Genomic DNA, 16,618 nt, shown 5'->3' with positions numbered 1-16,618 from the left:
TAAGGCCCGGCGAATCCGCTTGGAAGGGCCGACGGCGCGACGGTCAGCCGAACAGGGCGTCGATATCCGACTGATCGACGTGGCCGGGGTCCTCGTCGAGCCTCGGCCCGTTCAGGAGCGAGCTTTCGTCGTCCTCGGCCGGCGCAGGCGTATCGACCGCGATCAGCTCGCGGAAGCTGTCGAGACCGCTCCAGGCCTCGATCATCCGGTCGAGATGCTCCTCGACGAATTTCAGCACGCCGACGATCTTGCTGATGCGCTGACCGGTCAGGTCCTGGAAGTTGCAGGCTTCGTAGGCGACGATGACGCGCTCGAGAATGACGTCGACATGAGCCTGCGTCGCCTTCGGCAGGCGCTGGCCGCGCAACATGTTGGCGTTGGTCTCGATCTCCTCGATCGCGCCGAGGATCGTGGAGGTGGCGGCCTCGGTGGATTCGACCACGGCGTCGAGTTCGCCGGCGACCCGCTTCATGCCCTTGCCGGCGGAATCGGAGCGGTGGAGATTGGCGATCTCCTGCTTGGTCCGCGTGATCGCCTCCTTCATCAGGTCGAGGTCGGTGCGCATCGCGAACGCTTCGGTCAATTCGCGCCTGCAGGCTTCGACCGTCTCGCCCGCACTCGCCTGCGTCACCCGGCGCAAATCCTGAATCGCCGTCAGGATCTCGTCGAGCTGGGCCGCCCGGGCGGGAGAGGAAGCCGCCGTATCGGACGAGACGTCCGAGCCCAGGCCGAGGGTATCCTCGATGCGGTATCGTTTTGCGGTCATCGGTCGGCATCGGCCCGTGCGAGGATCTCAGTTCAAAGTCGTCGAAAACGGTTTCCATTTCCTGAAGGATGACCGGTCGGCGTGCGTGTTTACCCAGTGTTCACGACGAATCGGATCGCCCGAAGCGGTGCAGCGGCGGCAGCAGCGGCGGAAGCGATCCGAAATAACGACCAAGTTATTGATACTAAACAAGTAATACTGTAGGGCGCGTTTCCGTCGTGCCGGCCGCATCGTGAACGATTCACCACGTTCCTTCACCGCATTCTCGCCTTGCCGGCCGATCCTCGACGCAGGAGCCCGGGCTCGCCACCGGCGGCAGGGACGCTTCCGGGTCAGTTCGGATGCCAAGAGGACCACATGCGATGCGTTTGACGGTAACCGTGTCGGCGGCGGTTCTCGCCGCAATCGTCTCGGGGCAGGCGGCTCACGCCCAGTCCCGGTCCGGCCAGTACGGCGGCGGCTTCATCGAGTACCTAATGACAGGCGACGGACCCGCGCCCGCCGCAGCCAGCGGTCGTCGTCTAAGCGACGATGGCGTCCTGCCGCGCCACTACGCGGCTTACGGCTATGGCGGGCCGGATGCGATGCGCTACCCCGACGGCGACCCCTATTCGGGCCACAGCCCCGAAGCACTGGCGCCGCGCACCCGCCTCGCCGCCCTCCCCTCGCGCCCCGAACAGCAGGACGTCGCTATCGGCCGGGCTATCGACCCGCGCTACGAGCGGCAGGTCGTCGAGTTTCCCGGCGGTCGGCGCCCGGGGACGATCGTGATCGATACGAACGCCAAGCACCTCTATCTCGTGCAGGCCGGAGGCCGGGCGATCCGCTACGGCATCGGCGTCGGCCGTCCGGGCTTCCTGTGGACCGGTACCAAGACGATCAGCCAGAAGCGCGAATGGCCCGACTGGACGCCGCCCTCCGAAATGCTGGCGCGCCGCCCGGACCTGCCCCGCCACATGGAGGGCGGCCCCGCAAACCCGCTCGGCGCCCGCGCGATGTATCTCGGCTCCTCGCTCTACCGCATCCACGGCACCAACGAGCCGCACACGATCGGCCAGGCCGTGTCGTCCGGTTGCATCCGCATGATGAACGAGGACGTGATCGACCTGTACCAGCGCACGCCGGTGGGAACGCGCGTCGAGGTGATCTGAGCGGCTGTCGCAAAGAAAAGCCCCGGCGCGGATGAACCGACGCCGGGGCCACATCTTCTCAAGTGTCGGGACGAACGATCAAACCCAGTCGTCGTCTCCGCCACCGCCGAAATCGCCACCCGGATCGTTGTCGAAGGAGGCGTCGTCGAAGCTGCCGGTGTCGCTGCCGCCGCCGAGCGCCGAGCCGAGATCCTGGTTGCCGCCGCCGGAGTCGCTTCCGAAGAAGTTGTTCTCGGTGATGTTGTCGCCGCCGCCGAGCCCGGCCGCGGCCGAACTACCGAGATGCGAGTGGCCTCCGGCAAAAGCGTTCGACAGAGCGCTGCCGAGCAGCATGCCGCCGGCCGCACCCGCTGCCATCGGCAGGGCCGAGGCGAGGAAGCCGCCGCCGCGCGCCGGAGGTTGCTGCGCCTGGCCGGCCCAGGGACCGCCCTGCTGCGGGCCGCCATAGCCCCCACCCTGCTGCGGATAGCCCTGCTGCGGGCCGCCGTAACCGCCCTGCTGGTTGCCCCACGGCTGGCCGCCCGGCCGCTGCTGCGGCTGCGGGTCTTGGCGCGCACCACCACCGCCGAAGATGCTCGACAGGAAACCACCGCCACCCTGAGGCTGCTGCTGCGTCTGCTGCTTGGCCTGTTCGAGCTGCTGGTTCAGGCTCTTGATCGCCTCTTCCTGCACGTAGATCAGCTGGGCCATCGCGTAGGGCGCGTAGGGCTGCGACCGAAGCTTGTCGGCGATGAACCGCTCGGCGTCGGCGTCGCGCTGCTGGTTTCCGGCCTGTTCCAGGCGCTGGAAAATACCGTTGATGATGTCGCGTTCTTCGCTGTTCATAGCCGTCCTCCTGGAGCGCACGCCGCCGAAGTTAGATCCGGTTCGGCGTGAGTGTGCGCGACGAAACAAGGCGGGCGGCAGCAGCGCCACCGCATGACCCCTACGAGATGGGGGGCTGCAACGGCTTTGTCAGGGGGCGCCGCGAACTTTGCGATGTGCGCAGGGACGGCGGGCCAAAAATCGCCGGACGACCCACGGCATGCGCCGGTCCGGAAACGGGAGAAGCCCGGCCGTGAGGCCGGGCTTCCTGAGCGATGCCGATGCGGTAGGACTGATCGGGCTCGACCGCGAGGATCGCCGTCCGGTCAGGTCCTAGTAGGAGCCGAACTTGTAGTTGATGCCGGCGCGGACGACGGCGAACTCCGTGTCGCGAGCGCGGGCACCGCCCGAGACGAGCGCCACGTCCGGGTTGCCGATGGCGACGGTGCGGCCGGCAGCGTTCTGCGCGAAGGCGCCGGTCAGGCCGTTGCCCTGATCGAGGTTCACGTAGAGACCTTCGACCTTGAACGTCACGGCCGAGGACTTGAAGAAGTTCAGGAACGAGTCGGTCGGGAGAGCGTACTCGACACCGCCGCCGACAGCGTAACCGGTCTTGAAGTCGTCGCTGGAACCGTTCGGCAGGCCGAACTGGCTGCCACCGCCGGCGCCGTAGGCGAAGCCGCCCGTGGCGTACACGAGGGTGCGGTCGAAGGCGTAGCCGAGACGACCACGGACCGTGCCGAAGTAGTCGAGGCCGGAGAGGCCCGACGGGTTGAACACGGTGGTGCCGGGGATGATGCCGCCGCCAGCAGCGGTGGCGAAGGCGAAGCGGTTACGATCGCGGCCGAAATCGGCGTACTGGGCGTCCGCCTCGACACCGACGACGAAGCCCGAACCCGGGGTGAACTGATAGTTGTAGCCGATCTGGCCACCGCCGACGAAGCCGTCGCTCTTGTTGCCGTTACCGAAGGCGAGCACGCCAGACTGCGTGGCCGTACCGGCGGCGTTAGCGAAGATCGCGGTGGTCGGGCCGACGCCGATGACGGTCGGGGTGTTGTTGTCGTTGGTGCCGAAGCCGTAGCCGGCGTTGAAACCGGCGTAGAAGCCCGTCCAGGTGAACACCGGAACCGGAACGAAGACCGGCGGGGGCGCAGCGCGGCGCGGAAGGTCGGCAGCGAAGGCCGAACCGGCGAAGGCGATGGCAGCGAGGGCGGTGGAGGCCCGGAGGAAAGAGGTCATGCTTACTGGTCCTTTACTCTGCGCCGATGCACCCATGAGGGCCGGTCCGACGCGGTTCCCCGTATCTATTGCAGCAACCGAAGAGATGCTGTTGCAGGGCAACCACGCCGACCGTCCCGAAGGCGGCCCCTTTGTGGCGGTGATTGCCGTTCCCTTGGCTACTTGAGGCTAGAACGCCACCAAACGGTCAAGGTTCACTTACTGCCGAGCTTTTTTCCCCGGTTTTCTTGGACAAGTTGTCGCAGGGTGGAACCCTTACGGCCAAGTTCCGCAGTGGGGATACCGCTGCAGCGCAGCAGAGCGATGTGCGTCTGCACACGCGATTGAGCCGGCCGAAACGTTGCAACTCACGGCGTCAGGGCGATCGCGGAGATCAGGCGGCCGTAATCGGCTTCGTTTCGATGGGTCGTGCGGCGGTAGCTGTAGAAGCGCGCCTCGTCGGCGTAGGTGCAGAGGCCAACCGATGCCGCCTCGCCGATGCCGGCCTCCTGCAATCGGGAAAGAATGAAGCCCGGCAGGTCGAACTGCAGGTGCCCGGCCCGCTCGCCCTCGGCGAAGAAGCGTTCCGAGCCCGGTGCCTCGCTCCGGAAGCGTACGATGAAGTCATCTCCGACCTCGTAGGCGGCCTGCGAGATCGTCGGCCCGAGCACCGCGACGATCCGGCCGCGCTCGGCGCCGAGGTCTTCCATGGCGGCGACGGTGTTGGCGATCACGCCGGTCAGCGCGCCCTTCCAGCCGGCATGGGCCGCGCCGACGACGCGATTCTCGGGATCGGCAAACAGGATCGGGCCGCAATCCGCCGTGGCGATGCCGAGCGCCAAGCCCGGAACCCGCGTCACCATCGCGTCGGCCTGCGGACGATCCTCGAGGGGGATCGGAGCCTCGACGGTCACGACGCGATTCGAATGGACCTGATAGAGGCTGACAAGGGCGGTCGCAGGCAGCGCGAGTTGCGCGCACATCCGCTCCCGGTTCTCGACGACTGAGCCGGGTTCGTCCCGCGAGCCGATGCCGCCGTTGAGCGAGGTATACAGCCCCTCGGAGACCCCGCCCTGCCGGGTGAAGAAGGCGTGCCGCACGTAGGAGTGCGAGCTGAGTTCTGGCGCTTCGATGAACATGGCGGATCCGGGCGATCGGTGTTTACGGGAAGCCGTCCTCACGCCGTCGCGGGAAAGGCCGGCAGCGCGCCCAGCGAGGGATGGCTGATGCCGAGCACCTTGAACAGGGAGCCCATGCCGCGCCGCGCCGGAGCGGTCAGCCGCCCATAGGCGGCCTCGATCGCCTCCGCCTGGGCGGGCGTGGCCCGCAGCTTCAAGCGGTCGGCCCGCATGCGAAGGCCGAGTCCGTCGAGGAAATCACGCTGGTCGACAGGTCCGTGGACGTGCCCGCCGTCAGCCGAGGCGGCGGCCGCGAGCGCCGAAAAGTCGACGTGGGTGGTGAGGTCGGCCTCGCCCGGCGCTTCGAACGGATCGACGAAGCGGTGGCGGGCGAGCGCCTGCAGCGTGTCGCCGAAGCCGGGCCGGACGTGGCCGTAATCGATCGCGAGCAGGGCGCCCCCCTGGCGAACGAGCCGGGCGGCGAGCGCGCGCATGGTCGCGAGAGCAGCACTGGGCAGGGTCAGGACGACACCGGGCGGGGCGTCCCCGGTGATCGTGCGATCGGGATCCGGAGAAAGACCGCACACCAGCCGTGTTCCATCGGGCGAGAGGCCCACGAGCCGTTCGCACCACCCGGCCTCCCGCCGCTCGAACTGGCGCACCGGGAGCGCATCGAAGAATTCGTTGGCGACGACGATCGCGGGCCCGTCGGGCAGCGTCTCGACCGTATCGTGCCAGCGCGGCGCAGCGGCCGAGAGCCGCTCGGACTGAAGCGCCCGCAGAACGGGACTCGTCTCCACGAGATGCACATGAAAGCCGGCGCCGGGAGCGGCGGATCGCAACGCCCGCAGCGCATCCTCCATCAACGTGCCGCGGCCCGGACCGAGCTCGACGAGGTTGAGGGTCGCGGGTGCGCCCATGGCCGCGCGGGTGGCGGCGATCCAGACTCCGACGAGCTCGCCGAACATCTGGCTGATCTCCGGCGCCGTGACGAAATCGCCCCGGTGCCCGAGCGGATCGCGGGTCCGGTAGTAGCCGTGCACCGGATGCCCGAGACAGAGGCCCATGTAGCGGTCGAGGCCGATCGGCCCGTTCTCGCGGATCTCCACCGCGATCTCGCGGAAGAGCGGCGTCGGCTCTGGTGGGAGCGCCTTCATACCAACGGCCACGACATTCGACTCTTCCATCGACAGGCCGTGGGGCAAGCGCGAGCGCGCGTCGCTGCTCGTGCGGCGGACGGCCTTCGAGGCGCCAGCCTCGACGGCCACGAGATTATCAGATCTGCCCCGCCTCGGCCTGGATCTCGATCTCGGGGTTGCGCGGGCGCGTGACGCCGCGGGCGGCGAGGACGATGTAGGTGAGACCCACGACCGCCATCGGCAGGCAGAGCAGCATGCCCATGGTAATGCCTCCGCCGAGCGCGCCGACATCGCCGCCGAACAGGAAGCCGAGTTGCGGATCGGGCTCGCGGAAGAACTCGCAGAATGTCCGCGTGACCGCGTAGCCGAGCACGAAGATGCCGCCGATCAGCCCCGGCTTGCGGAAGCCGAAGCGGCGCACGGCCAGCGCCATCACGACGAAGAGCAGCAACCCTTCCGCGCCGGCCTCGAACAGCTGGCTCGGATAGCGCGGCACCTCCCCACCGGTGGGGAAGACGACGGCGTAGGGAAAGTCCGGCGCCGGGCGGCCCCAGAGCTCGCCGTTCACGAAGTTCGCGATACGGCCGAAGAACAGGCCGATCGGCGTCACTACGGCGGCGAGGTCGAGCATGGTGTAGCCGTTGAGCCCGCGCATCCGCGCGAAGAGCAGCAGGGCGAAGATCGCGCCCAGGAAGCCGCCGTGGAACGACATGCCGCCGTTGCGGATGGCCAGGATCTCGGCCGGGTCGTCGAGATACATCGGCAGATTGTAGAACAGCACATAGCCGATGCGGCCGCCGAGGACGACGCCGAGCGCCACCCAGACGATCAGGTCGTCGACGTCCGAGAGCTTCGGCCGCCGGACCACACCCCAGAGCGAATCGGAGGCGACGAGACGGCGCGCGTAGTACCAGCCGCCCACCAGACCCACGATGTAGGCCAGCGCGTACCACTTGATCGTGATCGGCCCGAGCGCGACCGCCACGGGGTCGATGGCCGGGAAGGGAATAGCGAAGAGCGGCGGCATCGGCGGGCCTTCTCGAGTGCGACGGGCTTTCCCGATGAAACGCCGTGGCCATGCACCCGGGCTTGCGGAAGCGTCAAGCCTTGAGCCGCGGCGCTTGCCTTAAGCCGCGGCGCTTGCCTTGAGCCGCGGCGCTTGCCCGAACCGGCAGGCCGGGTGAAGGCTGGCGCGACACGGAGGACCGGAGGCGGGGCGGCGTGCTGAGCAATACGGAGATGGTGGCGCGGCTCGTTCTGGCGGGAGCGCTCGGCAGCGTGATCGGGTTCGAGCGCGAACGCCTGCTCTGGGCGGCGGGCCTGCGCACGCACATGCTGGTCTGCGTCGGCGCCTGCCTGATCATGCTGGTCTCGGCCTTCGGCTTCGCCGACGTGCTCGGCCAGAAGAACGTCGTGCTCGACCCCTCCCGCGTCGCCGCGCAGGTCGTCTCCGGCATCGGCTTCCTCGGCGCGGGCACCATCCTGCTGCGCGGCGAGGTGGTGAAGGGGCTGACCACCGCCGCGAGCCTCTGGGCCGTCGCCGCGATCGGCCTCGCCATCGGCGGCGGGCTCTACGTGCCGGCGATCGCGACCACCGTCATCGTCATCGGCATCCTCGCCGGGGTGAAGCCGATCGAGGAGAGCTGGCGCGGCCGCATGCAGACGCGGGAACTACATCTGACGGTGAAGCGCGGCGGGCTGACCATCGACACGCTGCAGGAGGTGGCCGGTGCGCGGGCCTCCCGCGTGCGCCAGTTCGTGGTGCGTCCGGGCGAGACCGACGACGAGGAGGACGTCACGGTGTCGTTCGTGCGCCTGTCGCAGACAAGTGTCGATGCGATCGCCGACCGGCTGCGGGGCAATCCCGGTGTGGTGAAGGTCGAGCAAGCGAAGGGTTAGTCTCCTCTGCCGAGGCTCGGGAGCTTGGGGCGGTGCGGACGGGACCGCAGCTCGACCCTCAACCACCCTGACCCCTTCCCGCAAGGGCAAACCTTGCGACCCGATCGAATGAACCGGAAGCGGTCACCGGGTCGGCCGGCGATGGCGACCGCGCTCCCCGGCTCATCGTCAGACGCTATCCGGAAATCGAATCGTTCAGGAACAGCGCATAGGCCGGGTTCCGGCTCTCGTCGGCGTAATCGTAGCCGAGCCGTTCCAAAACCGCCGCGAAGCGGGCGTGCTCGCTTTCGGGGACGTCGATGCCGGCGAGCACGCGCCCGTAGTCGGCTCCGTGATTGCGGTAGTGGAAAAGGGTGATGTTGAAGCCGTCGCCGAGGGCGTCCAGGAACTTCATGAGTGCGCCCGGCCGCTCCGGAAACTGGAAACGGTAGAGACGCTCGTCGGCGAGGCCCTCGGCTCGGCCGCCGACCATGTAGCGGGCGTGGACCTTGGCCATCTCGTTGTCGCTGAGATCGTGGACGGCGTAGCCCTCGGCCGTCAGCGCTGCGACGAGCGCGCGCTTTTCAGGCTTTCCGCCCGGCAGGTTGATGCCGACGAAGATACGGGCCTCGCGGCCGTGGGCGTAACGATAATTGAATTCGGTGATGGCACGCGGCCCCAATGCCGCGATGAAGGCGCGGTAGGCGCCGGGCCGCTCGGGGATGGTGACGCCGAGCAGCACCTCGCGCTCCTCGCCGATCTCGGCCCGCTCGGCGATGTGGCGCAGGCGGTCGAAGTTGAGATTGGCGCCGGACGAGATCGCCACCAGCGTGCCCCCTCCCCCGCCTTCGCGCGCCGCGTAGACCTTGGCGCCGGCGAGGCTCAGCGCACCCGAGGGCTCGGAGACGGCGCGGGTGTCGTCGAAAACGTCCTTCACCGCCGCGCACATGGCATCGGTGTCGACGGTGATGACCTCGTCGAGATGCTCGCGGCAGAGCCGGAACGTCTCGGCACCGGCCTGGCGCACGGCGACGCCGTCGGCGAACAGGCCGACGCTCGGCAGCATGACGAGCTCGCCGGCGTCCATGGCCGCCTTCATGCAGGCGGCGTCGTCCGGCTCGACGCCGATCACCTTGGTCCCCGGCCGCAGGTATTTCACGAAGGTCGCGATGCCGGCGGCCAGGCCGCCGCCGCCGACGGGCACGAAGATCGCCTCGATCGGCCCGGAATGCTGCTGCAGGATCTCCATGCCGATGGTCCCCTGTCCGGCGATCACCTCCGGATCGTCGAAGGGGTGCAGGAAGGTGAGGTTCTGCTCGGCCTCGAGCCGGCGGGCCTCGGTCAGCGCCTCGTCGAAGGCGTCGCCGTGCAGGATCACTTCGGCCCCGCGTGCCCGGCAGGCATCGACCTTGATGGCCGGCGTCGTCCGCGGCATCACGATCACCGCGCGCACGCCGAGCCGCTGCGCGCCGAGCGCCACGCCCTGCGCGTGATTGCCGGCGGAGGCGCAGACGACGCCCAGTGCCAGCACCTCGGGACTGAGGCCCGACATCTTGTTGTAGGCGCCGCGCAGCTTGAACGAGAAGACCGGCTGCAGGTCCTCGCGCTTCAACAGGATCGGCCGGCCGAGGCGCTTCGACAGGCGCGGCATCGGGTCGAGCGGGCTCTCCTTGGCGACGTCGTAGACGCGGGCGGAGAGGATCTTCTTGATGTAGTCGGTCACGGGGCGGGTCTTCGCGTGGTGCTCGGAGGGCTTCCGAAGCGCCCGATCTAGTCCGTCCCGACGCCCGATGCGAGGGCCGCCCCTCAGAGCCTGTCGATGAGGGCCGCGATCCAGACCAAGGCTGCGAGGCCTTGCGCGGCGAAGGCACCGGCCGAAGCGAGATCCTTGACGATGCCGATCCTGGGGTGATGGCCGGGATGGAGGTGATCGCAGAGCTTTTCGATCGCTGTGTTGAGGAACTCGGCGCTGAGCATCAGCAGCAGGCTGGCGACAAGAGCGACGCGAACCCAGAGCGTCGCACCGAGCAGGAAGGCCGACGGTACGCCGAGCATCAGCAAGGCGAGTTCGAGCCGGATCGCGCGCTCCGTGCGGGCGCCGTGGACGAGGCCGCGCCAGGAGTTCAGGAACGCGATGTAGAGGGCCTTCACGCGTCGGGACCCGGTGCGGCCCGGGCGATCCAGCGCGCCAGGATCGGTCCGGTGAGCAGGACCGTGAATAGGCGCAGGGTCTGGACACCCAGCACGAACGACACGTCGGCCTTCGAGCCCACGGCGATGATCGCCACCGAATCGAGACCGCCGGGGCTGGTCGCCAGGAAGGCGGTGAGGAAGTCGATCGGCAGCAGGACGGTCAGGCCCCAGGCCCAGCCGCCGCAGAGGACGATGATCGCGACCGTGGCGACGAGGATGCCGGGGAGCGCATGCAAGGTGGCGTGCAGGGTCTCGCGGGTGAAGCGCAGGCCGACATACCAGCCGATGCCGGCATAGGCGGCATCGAGCAGCGGGCCGGGAACGGAAACGCTGGCGATCCCGGCGGCATGGAGGGCGGCGCCGAGCAGCATCGGCCCGACGAGGGCGGCGGCGGGAACGCGCAGTGCCGTCGCGAGCCCCACGCCGAGGGCGGCGATGCCGAGGGTGGCGAGGACGGAGAGCACCTGCGTCGGTTCCGCGACAGCTGTCGCCGGTGCGCCGGAGACGTCCACGAGGCACCGCGCCACCACGGAGGCGGTCAGCACCACCGCCGCGACGCGGACGTACTGCATGAACGCGACGAGGCGCGGATCGGAGCCGTAGGCCTCCGCCATCGCCACCATCGCGGCCGCCCCGCCGGGCGCCGAACCCCAGGCTGCGGTGGCGCCGGGCAGGACCTGGAGCCGTGTCAGCACGATGCCGACGATCGCCCCGGCGAGTACGGTCACGAGAACCGCGGCGAACATCAGGGCGCCGTCGTCGACGATCGTGCGGGTGATCTCGGGCGTCACCGCGTGCGCCACGAGGCAGCCGATCACCGCCTGCGCCGCGAGAAACAGCGGTCGCGGCAAGGTCAGTTCCGCACCACGGACCCCGAAGGCGATGGCCACGAGCATCGGCCCGAGCAGGAGCGCGGCCGGAAATCGGGCGAGGCCCAGCACGATGGCAAGGACGGCGGAGGCCGCCAGGAGCGCCGTCCAGCGGATGGCCGTGCGGAGAGAGGGCAAGGGCGGCTGCAGCGTTTTCGGAAGGATCGACGGACCGAGCGCCCGCGACCGGGTGGCGCTACACCGCCTGCGGGCGGCTGTCACCGCTGGGGTCCGGCCCGAGACCGGATGCCGCCGCGGCTTCGACGCGGCAAGCCGCGGTGCCAGCCGGAGCGTGACTGCGAAAGAACGCAGCCAGATGCGCGAGACCTCCGGCCCGCGGATCGCTCGACCGCCAGGCCAGCGCGACGGTGCGACCGGGCCCTCCGGCAGCGAAGCGGCGGGTCACCACGAGGCCGCTGGGATCGGGATCGGACGGCGCGGCGAGCGCCGGCAGCAGAGTGTAGCCGGCACCGGCCGCCACCATGGAGCGCAGCGTCTCCAGGCTCGTCGCGTGCCGGCCCGTCACGCTGCCGGCGCCACAGGCGGCGATGGTCTGGTCGCGCAGGCAATTGCCCTCGTCGAGGAGCAGCAGGTCCGGCCCGGCGATCCGCCGGGCGTCGAGAGCGCCTTCCGCGAGGGCGTGATCGGTAGGGCATGCGAGCAGGAACGGTTCCTCGAAGAGCGGTGAGACCGTCAGTCCCGAGGCCGGGATCGGGAGCGAGACTAGGGCGGCGTCGATACGCCCATCGCGAACACCCTCTAGAATCTCGGCGGTACGCGCCTCGCTGAGCGCCAGCGACAGCATCGGAAACTCGGCGCGCAGCCGGCGCAGCACCAGCGGGAAGTAATAGGGGCCGAGCGTCTGGATCGCAGCGAGAACCAGCCGGCCGGTCAGCGGAGAGCCACGTCCCTCGGATGCCATCGCCAGCAGGCGTTGCGCTTCCGCCAGCACGATCCGCGCCTGCCGCACGATCGCCTGCCCCGCTTCGGTGAGGAGCACGCGCCGGTTCGAGCGCTCGAACAGCACGAGGCCGAGCGTCTCCTCGAGCTTGCGCACCTGAACGCTCAAGGTGGGCTGGCTGACGTTGCAGCGTTCGGCGGCCCGTCCGAAATGCGTCTCGTCGGCGATGGCGACGACATATTCGAGGTCCCGCAGGGACAATCCGGCAACGTGCATAGACTGCATCTATCACAATCGTTGCGACGATGCATTTGCCACTAGGGAACGCCTGCGGCATACCCCTGTCGAGAACGGTTCCAGCCTCGGCTGAGAGTCGTCCCCATTACGGAGAAATCTCGCGCATGAGCGACAACCGCCCGATCCTGACCACCCGCCAAGGCCACCCGGTTCGCGACAACCAGAGCACCCGCACGGTCGGCGAGCGCGGCCCGGCGACGCTCGAAAACTACCAGTTCATCGAGAAGATCACGCATTTCGACCGTGAGCGCATCCCGGAGCGCGTGGTGCATGCTCGCGGCGCCGGTGCGCATGGCTACTTCGAGGCCTACGGCAAGATCGGCAACGAGCCGGCCTCGAAATACACCCGCGCCCGCGTCCTCAACGAGGTCGGCGTGAAAACCCCAATGTTCGTGCGCTTCTCAACCGTGGCCGGTGCGAAAGAATCGCCTGAGACCGCCCGCGACCCGCGCGGCTTCGCGGTGAAGTTCAAGACCGTCGACGGCAACTGGGATCTGGTGGGCAACAACCTCAAGGTCTTCTTCATCCGCGACGCGATCAAGTTTCCCGACATGATCCACGCCTTCAAGCCGGACCCGGTGACCAACCGTCAGGAGGCATGGCGCTTCTTCGACTTCGTGGCGGCGCACCCCGAGTCGATCCACATGGTGACGCACCTCAAGTCACCCTGGGGCATTCCCGCGAACTACCGCGAGATGGAGGGCTCGGGCGTCAACACCTACAAGCTCGTCAACGACCAGGGCGAGGCCGTGCTCTGCAAGTTCCACTGGACCCCGAAGCAGGGCGTGCGGAACCTGACGTCGCCGCAAGCGGCGAAGATCCAGGGCGAGAACGTCGGCCACGCCACGCAGGACCTCTACGACAACATCAGTGCCGGCAACTTCCCCGAGTGGGAGTTCTCCGTGCAGATCATGCCGGACGGCCCGAACGATCACCTGTCGTTCGATCCGCTCGACGACACGAAGCTCTGGCCGGTGGAAGACTTCCCGCTCCTGCCCTGCGGCCGCATGGTGCTCGACCGCGTGCCCGACAACTTCTTCGCGGATGTGGAGCAGTCGGCCTTCGGCACGGGCGTGCTCGTGGACGGCATCGATTTCTCCGACGACAAGATGCTGCAGGGGCGTACGCTCTCCTACTCGGATACCCAGCGCTACCGCGTCGGCCCGAACTACCTGCAATTGCCGATCAACGCGCCGCAGCCGGGCGTGAAGGTCTATTCGAACCAGCGCGATGGGCAGATGACCCACTACGTCGACGGCGTCGGCCCGAACAAGCACATCAACTACGAGCCCTCGACCATCGCCGAGGGCCTCGTCGAGGCGCCGAAGCCGGCCCGGGATTACCGCCAGCCGGTGCAGGGCCAGCTCGGCCGCTACCAGACCTCGCGGACGGAGGACGACTACGTCCAGGCGGGCGTGCGCTACCGCTCGTTCGAGGCCTGGGAGCGCGACGACCTGATCGCCAACCTCGTCGACGACATGAAGCAGTGCCCCGAGGCGATCCAGCTCCGGATGGTCTGGCACTTCTCGCATGCCGACGCCGATTACGGACGCCGCGTCGCCGAAGGCGCCGGCATCGATCTCCAGAAGGCCCTCGCCCTGCCGCCGTTGCCGGGCCGCGCCGCTCCGGGCAAGCGCCTCGCGCCCGAGACCTACACCGACGGCACCCACGCCCAGCGCGTCGCCGCCGAGTAGTCTTTTCGGGGATGACGGCAGAGAAAAGCCCCGCGGAGCAAGCGCTCCGCGGGGCTTTTTCATGCGTGCTGCCGACGTCCCGATCCGGGTGTCGATGCCGTAGGCTCAGCGGCCGCGCAAGAAGAAGAACCACACCAGGAGAATGACCGGGATCGGAATCCCGATGAGCCACAACAATCCGCCAGTCAGCATGTCAATCTCCTTGAGATGATCGAGCAACGGCGCGCTCGACGAAACTGTTCCCCAGAAGACTGCAGGCGCTCGATCGACAGCTCCCGATCGCCATCCGCTTCAACATTTCCGAAATCGTGACGCGCGGAGACGCGTGTCGTCCCCGGCGACGATCGCGATTCACGATCGGGCATTTCGATCGTTGACCTTACCATCGTGGGAAGGTGCAAACCGCATGGCCGCGCTGCAACGATGCAGCCGGTTATGGAGGACGACGACCGATGAAGACGCTCGCTCTGACCGCTACCGCCCTGATGCTGCTCGGCGCGGCTCCGGCCCTCGCGATGAGTTGTTGCGGCAGCAGCAAGGGGAAAACCGCCATGTGCAGCACAAGCAGCATGGCACCGAACATCAAGGGCAAGAAGGGTGGCTGCTGCTGCGAGAAGACGAGCGGCAACATGAGCAAGCGCACCTGAAGAGTGTCGGGCGGGCGTGGACCGGCAGAGAAGCCGGATGCCGTCAGGTTCCCCGATACCGCGCTGAAACCGGGCTTCTCCGAGGCGGATTTCGGCCGGTCGATCGGGTCATCGGGCGATGCAAAAAATCCGTGCGTGGCGTGGTCGTAAAGCTCTGCGAAACGACAGCCTAAACGCAACGGCCCCCGCCGCGAGGCAGGGGCCGCATCTCATCGGCTACGGGCAGGCGTGGCGGGCGCCGTCATTGCCGAGATAGGTCCCCGAGCGACGGTCGTAGGAGCGGAAGCGGCTGACGCAGTAGGAGACCGAGCGGCCGGCCGGAGCCGTTTCGACGGGAGCGTAGCCCTCTTGCTCGTAGCCGTAGGCCGCCGGAGCGTAGCCGTTGACATAATAGCCGTCGTCGTAGCCGTAGCCGCCGCCATAGCCATACCCGCCGTAGCCGTATCCGAGGCCGCCGGCAGCGAGACCGAGGCCGAGACCCAGGCCCAAGCCGCCGTAACCCAAACCCCGTCGACCGTAGCCGCGCCCACCGTAATAGCCGCCGCGGTTGCCCGCGAAGCCGCCACGGTAGCCGCCGTTACCGAAGCCACGACCCACACCGCCACCGAACCCGGCACCCCGAACGCCGTTGCCGAACCCGGCCCCGCCGAAGCCACCGCGCTGGGCGCCGAACGCCGAACCGCCTCCGAACCCGCCAGCGCGCAGTCCGCCACCACCGAAGCCGCCGCCCGCGCTACGGAAGCCGCCGCCGCCGATACCGCCGCCCCGGAAGCCGCCACCACCGAAACCGCCTCCGCCGCCACGAAAGCCACCGCCGCCACCGAAGCCGCGGGCATCCGCTGCGGCAGGAACGAGGAGAAAGGCGCCGGCCAAGGCTGCCGACACTGTCAGGATACGATTCATCGTGTTCACCAATTTGCGGGAGACTGTCCCTTGGTGATCGAACGCATCGCCGCCCCGATCGGGCGTGCGGCAAATGGATATATTTCAACCAGAAGTCTCAATGCCCGGTCTTGCCGGACGGGCCGCTTCGTCCGAGAGAGCAGCCATGACGAACTTGGCGGCCTTCATCGGCGCCGCGCTCGCCGAGATCGCAGGCTGCTTCGCGTTCTGGGCCTGGGCTCGGACGAACGCATCCGCGCTCTGGCTGATCCTGGGTGTCGCGTCGCTGATCGTTTTCGCCGGCCTGCTGACGTTCGTCGACACCCCTGCGGCCGGGCGCGCCTATGCGGCCTATGGCGGAATCTATGTCGTCGCCGCCCTGGTCTGGCTCAAGCTCGTCGAGGGCGTGGACCCGGACCGGTGGGATTTGTCCGGCGCCGCGCTCTGCCTCGCCGGCATGGCGGTGATCCTCTATGGGCCGCGGGCCGCCTGACCGACCTGCCGGGCACGGCCGGCGCCGAGGCCGCAGATCGCGCCGGCGAGGGCTATCGTCGCGAACAACAGGGTCGGCAGGCCCCAGCCGCCGGTGGCCTGGTGCGCGAGCCCGAAACCGAACGGGCCGAGGGATGCGAGGGCGTAGCCGAACCCCTGCGCCATCGCCGACAGCGCCCCGGCACTGGCCGCATCCCGCGCGCGCAGCACGATCACCGTGAGGCCTAGCCCGAAGCTGCCGCCGCTGGCGAAGCCCAACCCGACCGCCGCCGGCAGCATCACCGCATCCGGGCCGAGGGCGAGTGCCAGGAACGATGCCACCATTCCGCCGAGGCCGCCGACGATCCAGCCCCGCTGGTCGCGCGCATGGGCGGCGAGGGTCGGCAGGAGAAGCGCTCCCGGTGCCTGGGCGACCGCCGCCACCGCGGCGAAATAGCCGGCATCGAGGGCGTCGAGCCCCCTCCCCTGCAGCACCGCCGGCAGCCAGCCGAACTGGATGTAGGCGAGCGAGGATTGCAGCCCCATGAAGCCGGCGACCTGCCAAGCCAGCGGCTCCCGCCACAGGCTCC

17 protein-coding genes are annotated in these 16,618 nt (G+C 68.6%); 5 read left to right on the top strand and 12 right to left on the bottom strand.

Going from position 1 to position 16,618, the window contains the following annotated elements; genetic code table 11:
* Positions 1–43: 43 nt before the first annotated feature.
* Positions 44–766: a protein phosphatase CheZ gene (locus MHA02_RS14195; RefSeq protein ID WP_147079730.1), complete on the bottom strand. Its 723-nt coding sequence runs from the start codon at positions 764–766 to the stop codon at positions 44–46.
* Positions 767–1,128: 362 nt separating this feature from the next.
* Between MHA02_RS14195 and MHA02_RS14190 the strand changes: the two genes are divergently transcribed.
* On the top strand, positions 1,129–1,917 hold the full coding sequence (locus MHA02_RS14190; protein WP_147079728.1) for a L,D-transpeptidase: 789 nt from the start codon (positions 1,129–1,131) through the stop codon (positions 1,915–1,917).
* A 78-nt stretch (positions 1,918–1,995) separates the two neighbouring features.
* On the opposite strand, the gene MHA02_RS14185 is transcribed toward MHA02_RS14190, so the two are convergent.
* The 5 genes from MHA02_RS14185 to lgt form a co-directional block, all read right to left on the bottom strand.
* Entirely contained in the window at positions 1,996–2,742 is a 747-nt protein-coding gene (locus MHA02_RS14185) for a DUF2076 domain-containing protein (protein ID WP_147079727.1), read from the bottom strand.
* A gap of 312 nt (positions 2,743–3,054) precedes the next feature.
* Entirely contained in the window at positions 3,055–3,960 is a 906-nt protein-coding gene (locus tag MHA02_RS14180; RefSeq protein ID WP_147079725.1) for an outer membrane protein, read from the bottom strand.
* Positions 3,961–4,307: 347 nt separating this feature from the next.
* Positions 4,308–5,078, bottom strand: coding sequence for a peptidoglycan editing factor PgeF (gene pgeF, locus MHA02_RS14175; RefSeq protein ID WP_147079723.1), 771 nt, complete (start codon positions 5,076–5,078; stop codon positions 4,308–4,310).
* Between the two features lie 38 nt (positions 5,079–5,116).
* Positions 5,117–6,214, bottom strand: a complete 1,098-nt coding sequence (locus MHA02_RS14170; protein ID WP_147079848.1) for a class I SAM-dependent methyltransferase — start codon at positions 6,212–6,214, stop codon at positions 5,117–5,119.
* 118 nt (positions 6,215–6,332) lie between these two features.
* The gene (lgt, locus tag MHA02_RS14165; protein ID WP_147079721.1) at positions 6,333–7,223 is read right to left on the bottom strand and encodes a prolipoprotein diacylglyceryl transferase; all 891 of its coding nucleotides are present in this window, start codon (positions 7,221–7,223) and stop codon (positions 6,333–6,335) included.
* 194 nt (positions 7,224–7,417) lie between these two features.
* On the opposite strand from lgt, the gene MHA02_RS14160 reads away from it, so the two are divergent.
* Positions 7,418–8,095, top strand: coding sequence for an MgtC/SapB family protein (locus MHA02_RS14160; RefSeq protein WP_147079719.1), 678 nt, complete (start codon positions 7,418–7,420; stop codon positions 8,093–8,095).
* A gap of 175 nt (positions 8,096–8,270) precedes the next feature.
* On the opposite strand, the gene ilvA is transcribed toward MHA02_RS14160, so the two are convergent.
* Genes ilvA through MHA02_RS14140 form a run of 4 tightly spaced genes read right to left on the bottom strand, consistent with a single transcriptional unit; the run spans position 8,271 to position 12,313 of the window.
* A complete protein-coding gene (ilvA, locus tag MHA02_RS14155) occupies positions 8,271–9,911 on the bottom strand; it encodes a threonine ammonia-lyase, biosynthetic (protein ID WP_373318334.1) in 1,641 nt (546 codons plus the stop codon).
* Positions 9,881–10,225, bottom strand: coding sequence for a diacylglycerol kinase (locus tag MHA02_RS14150; RefSeq protein WP_147079844.1), 345 nt, complete (start codon positions 10,223–10,225; stop codon positions 9,881–9,883). Before MHA02_RS14150 ends, ilvA begins: the two co-directional genes overlap by 31 nt.
* Positions 10,222–11,274 carry an AbrB family transcriptional regulator gene (locus MHA02_RS14145; protein WP_147079717.1) on the bottom strand — a complete coding sequence of 351 codons (1,053 nt, stop codon included), beginning with the start codon at positions 11,272–11,274 and terminating at the stop codon, positions 10,222–10,224. The genes MHA02_RS14150 and MHA02_RS14145 overlap by 4 nt, the downstream gene beginning before the upstream one ends.
* Before the next feature lie 58 nt (positions 11,275–11,332).
* Positions 11,333–12,313: a LysR substrate-binding domain-containing protein gene (locus tag MHA02_RS14140; RefSeq protein WP_147079842.1), complete on the bottom strand. Its 981-nt coding sequence runs from the start codon at positions 12,311–12,313 to the stop codon at positions 11,333–11,335.
* Between the two features lie 125 nt (positions 12,314–12,438).
* Here MHA02_RS14140 and MHA02_RS14135 point away from each other — a divergent pair, with 125 nt between their 5' ends.
* Both MHA02_RS14135 and MHA02_RS14130 read left to right on the top strand, forming a co-directional pair.
* Positions 12,439–14,028 carry a catalase gene (locus MHA02_RS14135; protein ID WP_147079715.1) on the top strand — a complete coding sequence of 530 codons (1,590 nt, stop codon included), beginning with the start codon at positions 12,439–12,441 and terminating at the stop codon, positions 14,026–14,028.
* Positions 14,029–14,480: 452 nt separating this feature from the next.
* A complete protein-coding gene (locus MHA02_RS14130) occupies positions 14,481–14,675 on the top strand; it encodes a hypothetical protein (protein ID WP_147079713.1) in 195 nt (64 codons plus the stop codon).
* Positions 14,676–14,891: 216 nt separating this feature from the next.
* Here the strand turns inward: MHA02_RS14130 and MHA02_RS14125 are convergent, their stop codons facing one another.
* Entirely contained in the window at positions 14,892–15,578 is a 687-nt protein-coding gene (locus tag MHA02_RS14125) for a BA14K family protein (protein ID WP_147079711.1), read from the bottom strand.
* Between the two features lie 145 nt (positions 15,579–15,723).
* On the opposite strand from MHA02_RS14125, the gene MHA02_RS14120 reads away from it, so the two are divergent.
* The gene (locus MHA02_RS14120; RefSeq protein ID WP_147079709.1) at positions 15,724–16,050 is read left to right on the top strand and encodes a YnfA family protein; all 327 of its coding nucleotides are present in this window, start codon (positions 15,724–15,726) and stop codon (positions 16,048–16,050) included.
* Here MHA02_RS14120 and MHA02_RS22190 read toward each other — a convergent pair.
* The coding region (locus MHA02_RS22190; RefSeq protein ID WP_507762918.1) for an MFS transporter at positions 16,029–16,618 on the bottom strand (590 nt) is incomplete at its 5' end. The two genes, MHA02_RS14120 and MHA02_RS22190, sit on opposite strands and share 22 nt — an antisense overlap.

The organism is Methylobacterium haplocladii (assembly GCF_007992175.1).
Classification (GTDB): domain Bacteria; phylum Pseudomonadota; class Alphaproteobacteria; order Rhizobiales; family Beijerinckiaceae; genus Methylobacterium; species Methylobacterium haplocladii.
Note: the sequence above shows the minus strand (reverse complement) of the source record. Positions and strands in the feature narration are given on the sequence as shown.

What these genes read in the sequence shown, in the direction of transcription:
- MHA02_RS14195 (WP_147079730.1), bottom strand. Translation starts at nt 766, where the DNA reads ATGACCGCAAAACGATACCGCATCGAGGATACCCTCGGCCTGGGCTCG.
- MHA02_RS14190 (WP_147079728.1), top strand. Translation starts at nt 1,129, where the DNA reads ATGCGTTTGACGGTAACCGTGTCGGCGGCGGTTCTCGCCGCAATCGTC.
- MHA02_RS14185 (WP_147079727.1), bottom strand. Translation starts at nt 2,742, where the DNA reads ATGAACAGCGAAGAACGCGACATCATCAACGGTATTTTCCAGCGCCTG.
- MHA02_RS14180 (WP_147079725.1), bottom strand. Translation starts at nt 3,960, where the DNA reads ATGACCTCTTTCCTCCGGGCCTCCACCGCCCTCGCTGCCATCGCCTTC.
- pgeF (WP_147079723.1), bottom strand. Translation starts at nt 5,078, where the DNA reads ATGTTCATCGAAGCGCCAGAACTCAGCTCGCACTCCTACGTGCGGCAC.
- MHA02_RS14170 (WP_147079848.1), bottom strand. Translation starts at nt 6,214, where the DNA reads ATGAAGGCGCTCCCACCAGAGCCGACGCCGCTCTTCCGCGAGATCGCG.
- lgt (WP_147079721.1), bottom strand. Translation starts at nt 7,223, where the DNA reads ATGCCGCCGCTCTTCGCTATTCCCTTCCCGGCCATCGACCCCGTGGCG.
- MHA02_RS14140 (WP_147079842.1), bottom strand. Translation starts at nt 12,313, where the DNA reads ATGCACGTTGCCGGATTGTCCCTGCGGGACCTCGAATATGTCGTCGCC.
- MHA02_RS14135 (WP_147079715.1), top strand. Translation starts at nt 12,439, where the DNA reads ATGAGCGACAACCGCCCGATCCTGACCACCCGCCAAGGCCACCCGGTT.
- MHA02_RS14130 (WP_147079713.1), top strand. Translation starts at nt 14,481, where the DNA reads ATGAAGACGCTCGCTCTGACCGCTACCGCCCTGATGCTGCTCGGCGCG.
- MHA02_RS14125 (WP_147079711.1), bottom strand. Translation starts at nt 15,578, where the DNA reads ATGAATCGTATCCTGACAGTGTCGGCAGCCTTGGCCGGCGCCTTTCTC.
- MHA02_RS14120 (WP_147079709.1), top strand. Translation starts at nt 15,724, where the DNA reads ATGACGAACTTGGCGGCCTTCATCGGCGCCGCGCTCGCCGAGATCGCA.